The sequence below is a fragment of the Ilumatobacter sp. genome (assembly GCF_049588435.1).
Taxonomy (GTDB): Bacteria; Actinomycetota; Acidimicrobiia; order Acidimicrobiales; family Ilumatobacteraceae; genus Ilumatobacter_A.
The window spans coordinates 1-8,575 of sequence record NZ_JBAVYV010000309.1 but is presented as its reverse complement, the minus strand read 5'-3'; the positions used below and the strand labels follow the sequence as shown (position 1 = coordinate 8,575).

9 protein-coding genes and 1 pseudogene are annotated in these 8,575 nt (G+C 66.3%); 9 read left to right on the top strand and 1 reads right to left on the bottom strand.

Going from position 1 to position 8,575, the window contains the following annotated elements; genetic code table 11:
- A pseudogene (locus WBV89_RS11985) lies at window positions 1-547 on the top strand (hypothetical protein); the annotation flags it as partial.
- A gap of 22 nt (window positions 548-569) precedes the next feature.
- On the top strand, window positions 570-1,178 hold the full coding sequence (gene recR / locus WBV89_RS11980; protein WP_423981582.1) for a recombination mediator RecR: 609 nt from the start codon (window positions 570-572) through the stop codon (window positions 1,176-1,178).
- Window positions 1,179-1,459: 281 nt separating this feature from the next.
- On the opposite strand, the gene WBV89_RS11975 is transcribed toward recR, so the two are convergent.
- Complete coding sequence (locus WBV89_RS11975) at window positions 1,460-2,650, bottom strand: acetyl-CoA C-acyltransferase (RefSeq protein ID WP_423981581.1); 1,191 nt, start codon at window positions 2,648-2,650, stop codon at window positions 1,460-1,462.
- A gap of 114 nt (window positions 2,651-2,764) precedes the next feature.
- On the opposite strand from WBV89_RS11975, the gene ccrA reads away from it, so the two are divergent.
- The 7 genes from ccrA to WBV89_RS11940 all read left to right on the top strand — a co-directional run.
- Entirely contained in the window at window positions 2,765-4,099 is a 1,335-nt protein-coding gene (gene ccrA / locus WBV89_RS11970; RefSeq protein WP_423981580.1) for a crotonyl-CoA carboxylase/reductase, read from the top strand.
- Window positions 4,100-4,182: 83 nt separating this feature from the next.
- A complete protein-coding gene (locus WBV89_RS11965; protein ID WP_423981579.1) occupies window positions 4,183-4,821 on the top strand; it encodes an HAD family hydrolase in 639 nt (212 codons plus the stop codon).
- Window positions 4,822-4,856: 35 nt separating this feature from the next.
- Entirely contained in the window at window positions 4,857-5,372 is a 516-nt protein-coding gene (locus WBV89_RS11960; protein WP_423981578.1) for a DinB family protein, read from the top strand.
- Between the two features lie 54 nt (window positions 5,373-5,426).
- Window positions 5,427-5,873 carry a pyridoxamine 5'-phosphate oxidase family protein gene (locus WBV89_RS11955; protein WP_423981577.1) on the top strand — a complete coding sequence of 149 codons (447 nt, stop codon included), beginning with the start codon at window positions 5,427-5,429 and terminating at the stop codon, window positions 5,871-5,873.
- The gene (locus tag WBV89_RS11950; RefSeq protein WP_423981576.1) at window positions 5,870-7,213 is read left to right on the top strand and encodes a GAF domain-containing protein; all 1,344 of its coding nucleotides are present in this window, start codon (window positions 5,870-5,872) and stop codon (window positions 7,211-7,213) included. Before WBV89_RS11955 ends, WBV89_RS11950 begins: the two co-directional genes overlap by 4 nt.
- Before the next feature lie 122 nt (window positions 7,214-7,335).
- On the top strand, window positions 7,336-8,055 hold the full coding sequence (locus WBV89_RS11945; protein ID WP_423981575.1) for a hemerythrin domain-containing protein: 720 nt from the start codon (window positions 7,336-7,338) through the stop codon (window positions 8,053-8,055).
- The coding region (locus tag WBV89_RS11940) for an LLM class flavin-dependent oxidoreductase (protein WP_423981574.1) at window positions 8,052-8,575 on the top strand (524 nt) is incomplete at its 3' end. The genes WBV89_RS11945 and WBV89_RS11940, both read left to right, overlap by 4 nt.

The window sequence follows — 8,575 nt, the reverse complement described above, 5'->3', positions numbered from 1 at the left end:
GGTCGAGCAGGCGTTGACCGCACATGCGGGCACCGCCGTGAAGGTCGACCTCGTGGTCGACGGTGGTGGTGACGGCGGAGGCAGCTCGCGCGGCGGTTCCGGCTCGGGCGGCGGAGGTGGCCGCATCCATCCGGCAAACGTCCCGGCTGCGGTCGACCCCGGCTCCCGCCCGGTGGGAGCGACGCCGACGACCAACGGGTCGCTGGCCGAGGACACCTCACCCCGAGCAGCAGCGGTACCTCAGCAGAGCCCGAGTCCCACCGAACAGCCACAACACCTCCGCGCCGTCCCCGAATCGCCGGTGGCTCCGGTGACCTCGGAGGCCGATGCGGTTCCCAACGGTCGGGCGATCGCAGAACAGGCGCGCTCCCAGGGTCCTGCACCGGATCCCGACGCCGGTCTCCAGACGCTCGCCGACACCCTGCCCGACGACGACGACGTCGATCTCGACGGGCTGGTCGATGTGCCGCCCGAATCGGTGAAGTCGCCGGTCGATCGTCTCGCCGAAGCGTTCCCGGGTTCCGAACTCGTCGACGATCCGTACTGATCCTCCCTTCTCGACAGGCGACATGGCAAGCAACTACACCCCACCCGTTCAGCTGTTGATCGACGAGCTCGGTCGGCTCCCGGGCATCGGCCCGAAGTCGGCGCAACGGATCGCCTTCCACCTGTTGAAGATCCCCGCGGACGACGTGAACCGTCTCGCCGAGGCGATCATCGACGCGAAGGCGCGGGTGCGATTCTGTGAACGCTGCTTCAACGTCGCCGACTCGACCCTGTGCCCGATCTGCAACGACGACGGCCGCGACGCGTCGGTGGTGTGCGTGGTCGAGGAATCCCGTGACATCGTCGCGCTCGAGAAGACCGGTGAGTTCCGCGGTCGATACCACGTCCTGCTCGGGGCGATGAGCCCGCTCGAGGGGATCGGACCCGAACAGCTCAAGATCCGCGAGTTGGTGGCGCGGATCGAGCCGGAGGGGATCGAGGAGATCATCCTCTGCACCAATCCGAACACCGAGGGCGAGGTCACGGCGATGTACCTGGCTCGGTTGCTCAAGCCGATCGGGTTGACCGTGACGCGGATCGCCAGCGGACTTCCCGTGGGCGGAGACCTCGAGTATGCCGACGAGCTGACGCTGGGTCGGGCACTCGAGGGCCGCCGCAACGTCGCCGACTGAACGGGTCAGCCGAAAATAAACTGAAGCACCATCTCCTCGAACCGGTAGCGGGCGGACGGGCCGGTTCGGATTGACGGTGCTTCAGACCTTGGCAGCCGCTGTGGACAGACATTCCGAACGTTTCAGTTCGATGACATCTCTGTGACGAAATGACCCTCTGTCGTCGAGCAACCACTCGATGAAGTTGTAGGAATCACCATAGGAACCGTTGCGACAAATGTCAACGTTTCGCAATAAATGGCAGCAGCGACGTCAGAACGGCGCCGCTCCGTGGCGGCTGATCAGACGGTCTTGAGGACGATCGCGTCGCCCTGTCCACCGCCGCCGCACAGTCCGGCAGCACCGATGCCACCGCCGCGACGCTTGAGCTCGTGGAGCAGGGTGAGCGCCAGACGGTTGCCGCTCATTCCGATCGGATGGCCGAGCGCGATCGCGCCACCGTTCACGTTCACGATGTCGTCGGAGATCCCCAACTCGTCGATCGAGGCGCGGCCGACCGCGGCGAACGCTTCGTTGATCTCGAACAGGTCGAGGTCGGCGATCGCGACACCGGCCTTGTCTGCGGCCTGCATGATCGCTCGACTCGGCTGCGTGAGCAGTGAGGCGCTGTCCGGGCCGGCCACCATTCCGTACGACACGAACTCGCCGAGCGGGGTCACGCCGCGCTTCTCGGCGGCTTCCTTCGACATCACGATGACGGCGGAAGCTCCGTCGGAGAGCTGCGAGGCGTTGGCCGCGGTGATCGTGCCCTCCTTGTCGAACGCGGGGCGCATACCGGCGAGCGTCTCGAGTGTGGTGTTGCCACGCACACCTTCGTCGTGCTCGACGAGGATCGGATCGCCCTTGCGCTGTGGAACCGAGACGGCGACGATCTCCTCGGCGAGCGTGCCGGCAGCGATGGCCGCGGCAGCGCGCTGATTCGATGCCGCAGCGATGGTGTCCTGCTGCTCGCGGGTGATGCCCGTGCCGTCGGTGTAGCGCTCGGTGCCGAGGCCCATCAGACACGAGTCGAAGGAGCACCACAGACCGTCGGCGATGATCGCGTCGCGCAGCTCCGTGTTGCCGTAGCGGAAGCCGCCGCGAGCGCCATCGGCGAGGTAGGGGGCGTTGGTCATCGACTCCATGCCGCCGGCCACGACGATCTCGGCGTCGCCCATCGCGACCATCTGGTGCGCGAGGTAGATCGCGTTCAGACCGGAGAGGCAGACCTTGTTGACGTTGACCGCGGGGACGCTCATCGGGATCCCGGCCTTGGAGGCCGCCTGGCGGCTGGGCACCTGACCCTGGCCGGCCATGAGGACCTGACCCATGATCACATGATCGACCTCGTCGGGTGCGACGCCGGCTCGGGTCAGTGCTTCGGCGATGGCGAAACCGCCGAGATCGGCGGCGCTGAACGATGCCAGCGCACCGCTCATCTTGCCGATCGGCGTGCGTGCGCCGGCGATGATGTAGGAACCGTGGGAAGCCATGGGTCGAGCGTAGTCCGCGGCTACCGGGCGGTAACAAGTGATCTGGCCCGTGATCCTCCGTGGCGCTCGATGTGGCCTTTGGTGAGCCTGGTTACCGGTCGGTAACGTTCGGGCATGGAGCAGATTCTCGAAGCGATCCAGTCCGGTGCGAGCAGCGACGACATCGCCAACCTCCCGATCCCGGAGAGCTATCGCGCCGCATTCGTCAGGCGTGACGAAACGGCGATGTTCGAAGGCGTCGATTCCTGGGACAAGGACCCGCGCACGTCGCTGCACGTCGACGACGTCGCGACACCCGAGCTCGCCCCCGACGAGGTGTACATCGCCGTCATGGCGTCGAGCATCAACTTCAACACGGTGTGGACCTCGATCTTCGAGCCGCTGCCGACGTTCGGATTCCTCGATCGGATGGCCCGCGACGGCGAGTACGGCGAACGCCACGCACGCGACGAGCACATCGTCGGATCGGACGCGTCGGGCGTGGTGCTGAAAGTCGGCGCGGCGGTGCGCAACTGGAAGCCCGGCGACGAGGTCACCGTGCACTGCAACTACGTCGACGACCAGGATCCGAGCGCGCACAACGATTCGATGCTCGCCGCGAACCAGAAGATCTGGGGATTCGAGACGAACTTCGGAGCGCTCGCCGACCTGTCGGTCGTCAAGGCGAACCAGCTGATGCCGAAGCCGACGCACCTGACGTGGGAGGAAGCGGCGGTCAACGGCCTGTGCAGCGCCACGTCGTACCGCATGATCGTCGGTGACAACGGCGCCCGCATGAAGCAGGGTGACAGCGTCCTGATCTGGGGTGCCACCGGAGGGATCGGCGGCTATGCCGTGCAGTACGTCCTCAATGGCGGCGGCACACCGATCGGCGTCGTCTCGTCGCCCGAGCGCGCCGCGCTGTTGAACAAGATGGGATGCGAAGCCGTCATCGACCGCAAGGCCGCCGGCTACAACTTCTGGTCCGACGAGAACACGCAGGACGAGAGCGAGTGGCGCCGGTTCGGCAAGGACATTCGCGCCGTCAACGGTGGTGAGGACGTCGACATCGTGTTCGAGCATCCCGGCCGCTCGACGATGGGAGCATCGATCTTCGCGGTGAAGCGCGGCGGCACCGTCGTCACCTGCGCTGCGACGTCGGGCTACATGATCGAGTTCGACAACCGCCACTTCTGGATGAAGCTGAAGAAGCTTCTCTCGTCGCACTTCGCGAACTACGCCGAGTCGTGGGCGGCGAACAAGCTGCTCGACCAGGGCCGCATCCAGCCGCTGCTCACCGACGTGTATGACCTCGAGCACGTCGGCGACGCCGCGCTCGCGGTGCACCACAACGAGGCCGAGGGCAAGCTCGGCGTGCTGTGTCTCTCGCCCGCCGAGGGCCTCGGCGTCTCCGACCCCGAGAAGCGCGAGCGCATCGGCGAGGACAAGATCACCATGTTCCGGGGGTGAGCTGTATCAACTGGGGTCAGACTCCAGTTGATACGCGCTCTGAGCGCGGGACATTCGCATTTCGTCAGGCACACTCCTCCTTCATGACCCTTCCCGCTGCTCTGCTGATCGACATGGACGGGACGATCGTCGATTCGGAGCCGTACTGGATCGCGAGTGAGCATGCGCTCGTCGCCGAGTTCGGTGGCACGTGGAGCGCGGGGGACGCGCACTCGATCGTCGGGTTCGACCTGCTCGATGCCGCGGTCGAACTGCGCGACCGCGGCGGTGTCGACCTCGAACCGCCGGCGATCGTCGAGCGACTCCTCGACAGTGTGATCGCGATGTGTGCCGACGAACTGCTGTGGCGACCCGGGGCGCGCGAGTTGTTGATCGAGGCGCGCGATGCCGGTGTGCCCTGCGTGTTGGTGACGATGTCGTGGCGACGATTGGCTGACGCGGTGCTCTCCGAGGCTCCCGCCGGCGTGTTCATCGGCTCGGTCACCGGTGACGAGGTCGAGAACGGCAAACCCGCGCCCGACCCCTATCTCGCCGCGGCCGCCCTCGTGGGGGTCGACCCCGTGGATTGCCTGGCGATCGAGGATTCGCCCACCGGAGTCGGGTCGGCGATGGCCGCCGGGTGCCGCACCGTCGCGATTCCCCACGTCGTCGACGTCGAGCCTCGACCGGGCCTGGTGGTGCTGTCGACGTTGCAGGACGTTCGGCTCGCCGACATCGCTTGACCGTCGAGCCCGGCCGCCGCGGTCAGACTCGGGTGATGCATCGACACGATCCCCATCTCCAGGCTGACGAGCGCACCTCGCTGAACGAGTTCCTCGACTACCACCGGGCGACGTTCCTCAGCCGAATCGAGGGGCTCGACCACGAGCAGTTGAACCGTCGCCTGCCTCCATCGGACCTCACGCTTGCGTCGCTCGCAAAGCATCTGGCCTTCGTGGAGGATCACTGGTTCCAGAGCGACTTCATGGGCGCGCCGATGCCCGCCCCGTGGACGGATGCACCGTTCGACGACGATCGTGACTGGGAGCTCCACTCGGCGATCGACGACGATCCCGCCGATCTGATCGCGTGGTACACGGCGGCATGCGAGCGGAGTCGGGTGGTCGCCGCCGCCGCCGGCTCGCTCGATTCACTGTCGCACCGGATCAACGATCGGGAAGGAATGGCGTTCTCGCTGCGCTGGATCATGCTGCACATGATCGAGGAGACCGCCCGTCACAACGGGCACGCCGACTTCATCCGTGAGTCGATCGACGGCCTCGTCGGCGAGTGATCTGACCCATCGCGCCCCCAGGGTGAAGTACCTTGACGGCGCAAGGGGCAGTCGATGGATCTGGTGGGCATGATGGGTGGTGGTGTGGCGGTGGTGGTCGCGACTGCGTCAGATGACGGACGACCCGCCCTCACCCGCGGCTGGGGACCGTCGTACGACGACGAGGCCGGCGTGCTGACACTCGCGATCACCGCACCAGCGGGTTCGTCGACGCTCACCAATCTCGAGTCGAACGGTGCGATCGCAGCCACGGTGAGCGAACCGCTGACCTATCGGACCGCGCAGCTCAAGGGCACGGTCGAACATGTCGGTGCTCCGTCGGAGGCCGATCGCATCGCAGTCCATGAGCACCTGGGTCGCTTCATCGCCGAGGTCGCGATGATCGGGATCGAGCAGGACGCCGATCGACTCTTCTCGGGTGATCTTCGGATGGTGAGTTTCACGGTCGACGAGTTCTACGACCAGACGCCCGGTGACCACGCTGGGGAGCGACTTCGATGACCGGCTTGGACGTCGCGCTCGGCTCGATCCGCGGCGCGTTCCAGGGTGCGATCCCCTCTCCCATCGCCACGGTGTCGAGCGACGGCACACCGAACAGCACCTACCTGTCGGTCATCTGGTACATCGACGAGGAACGGGTCGGGATCTCCAATCAGTTCCTCGGCAAGACAGCGGTGAATCTCCGGGCCAACCCCCGCGTCGCGATCCGGGTGGTCGAACCGACGACCATGATCGAGTACGAGTTGGACGCCACCCATCTGCGATCCGAGCGGTCTGGCGAGGTTTTCGAGGCCGTGCGCGCCCGACTCGAAGCGATCGCCGCACAGTCCGGGATGGAGGACGTCTTCCGCCTGAAGGCCATCGAGGTGTTGCGGGTCGATCGGTGCGCCCCGGCGAGCGGCGCCCCCCAACCCGAGGGCACGATGCGCGGTGCCGCCGATCTGCTCCTCCGCCTCGATGTGTTCGTGCGTCGCTTGTCCGAATGCCGCGACCTCGCGGAGGCCACCAGGGTTGCGCTCGAGACGATGGAGGATCTGTTCGGCTACCGCCATTCCATCCTCCTGGTGGTCGCCGACGACGAAGAGCAGCTGTTCACCCTCGCCACCAACGGCTACGCCACCAGCGGAGTGGGTTCGGAGGTCTCGATGGACGAGGGTGTCATCGGCGTGGCCGCTCGCCGGCGTCGCCAGGTCCGCCTGGCCGACGTCGACCGGTTGGCGCTGGCGGCTGCCGCACCGCTGCCTTCGAGCGATCAGCGAAAGGAGATCCCCCGACCGGGTCTCGACCACGCGCGCAGCATGCTCGCGACGCCGCTGGTCCTCCACGATCGCCTGATCGGCGTGCTCTATCTCGACAGCGAGACGCCCGGACACTTCGACGCCGAGGCGGGGGGCCTCGTCGAGATCCTGGCCGGTCACCTGGCGGTCACCATCGCACTGTTGGAGGCAGGTGGCCTCGAGCCGCTGACGGTCGAGGCGGATTCACCGGCCGATCCCTCACCGCAGTCGGGTGTTGCAGCTGCAACCGTGGTGTTCCACGACCATGACGGCAGCGTGCTGATCGATGGTGACTACATCATCAGGGGTGTGCCGGGTCGCATTCTCTTCTCCCTCCTCAGCGAACACGAACGCTCGGGCCGCAGCGAGTTCACGAATCGCGAGATCCGACTCGACCGGTCGATCGGTCTCCCGGCTGGCAACGACAACCTGGAGGCGCGGTTGCTGACGCTGCGGCGTCGCCTCGCCGACCGCTCCGATCCGTTCGGTCTGGAACGGGTGGGCCGCGGCCGGCTCCACCTGACGGTCGACAGCGACATCACACTCGTTCGCGACGACGAATGACCTCGATGTCTCCCGCGGTCGAGGATCTTCGGCACGGGTAGGGAATACGGCATGTTTGCCTAGGGGACACGGTCATGTCCTCGTCTTTACGGTGACTCTCACACCACGACAAGGGAGTCATCATGACCGAACACACCTCGACGATCACCGCACCGAGCACCGTCACATCGAGCCCGGTGGCAGCACCTCCAGCGGATCTCTATCGAGAGGTGCACAAGGGACTGCGCCGTGCAATGTTCGAGATCGTGGAGTGCGCGGGAGCACTCGATGCCACCGATGCCGACGCGGTCAACTCGCTTCGACAGTTGTTTGCCGACCTCGACATGATGCTCGTCACGCATCACGGCCACGAGGACGGACCACTCCTCGCGGGGCTCATCGCGGAGCACGCCGGCGACCTCACCGAGTCCATCGAGGCCGCGCACGCCGCCACCGAGCATCAACTTCGAGACTTGCGAACGATGGTGGCGGCACTCGACGCCAGGTCTGCCACCGATGTGTATGACCGTCTGGTGGCATTCACCGCGGACTACCTCACCCACATGAACGTCGAGGAGCGTCAGGTCATGCCGCGACTCCAGGCTGCCGCAACCGACGACGAGTTGATGGAGATCGAGATGGCGATTCGCACCTCGGTCCCTCCGACCGACATGTGTGTGTTCCTGCGCCCGATGCTGCTGGCGATGAACCCCGATGAGCGAGCTGGGACGCTCGCCGGGATGAAGATGGGGGCGCCGCCAGAGATCTTCGAGCTGTTCTGGGGGGTGGCCGAGCGAACGCTGGCGCCAGCCGACCTCGCGGTCGTCGTCGATCGCATCGATGCCCTGGCGGTGGCGTCGTGAGGATCGGCTTCGCCCTCCCTCAGGTCGGTCCGTTCGGCGGACCCGACCAGATCGCCGCTGCGGCCCGTCGCGCCGAGGAGCTCGGCTACGACGGCGTCTGGGTCAACGACCGGGTGCTGTGGCCGACCAGTCCGCAAGCGCCGTTTCCAGCCGGCGACGGTTCGTTGTCGCCGATGTGGCAACGCAATCTCGATGCGCTCGACACGCTGACGTTCGCGGCCGCTCACAGCACCACGTTGCGACTCGGAACAGCGGTCCTCATTCTGCCGATCTACGACCCGGTTCTCCTCGCACGCCGGCTCACGACACTCGACATCCTGTCGAAAGGTCGCCTCACCGCCGGGTTCGGACTCGGCTGGTCGCCGGACGAATATCAGGTCACCGGTACGCCGTGGTCGGGACGAGCCAAGCGGATGGAGGACTCACTCGACGTCATCGAGAAGATCTGGAGCGGCGGCACCGTCGCCCACGAGAGCGCGTTCGTCTCGATGCCCGAATCCATCTTCGAGGCGGTCCCGAC